At 42.7% G+C, this 260-nt stretch carries 1 protein-coding gene; it reads right to left on the minus strand.

Annotated features, from left to right (window positions below):
• A partial coding sequence (locus AAEZ03_RS27930) for a ComEC/Rec2 family competence protein (RefSeq protein ID WP_350583169.1) occupies positions 1-260 on the minus strand: 260 nt, incomplete at both ends.

Here is a 260-nt window from a genome sequence, read left to right on the forward strand (position 1 = left end):
GATCTACAGTGGTGGATTTTACCGCCAATAAAATGATCACCAAAGCCCCAAACGACAACCATAGCCCAGCACCGAGCGACGCAAAGGGATCGACCAACAGCACAAAAAACAATGCATATACGAGCCGATCCCAATGGTGGCTAAATTGTTTAATCAAGCTGAATATGAGTAACAAAAATAGCATTAATAATGCACGTTGCGTGGCAACAGCAAAACCAGATAAGTAGCCATAACCAAAAGTGAATAATGCAGCAATCACC

Source organism: Pseudomonas sp. HY2-MNA-CIBAN-0224 (assembly GCF_040310285.1).
In the GTDB taxonomy this organism is placed as follows: domain Bacteria; phylum Pseudomonadota; class Gammaproteobacteria; order Pseudomonadales; family Pseudomonadaceae; genus Aquipseudomonas; species Aquipseudomonas helleri.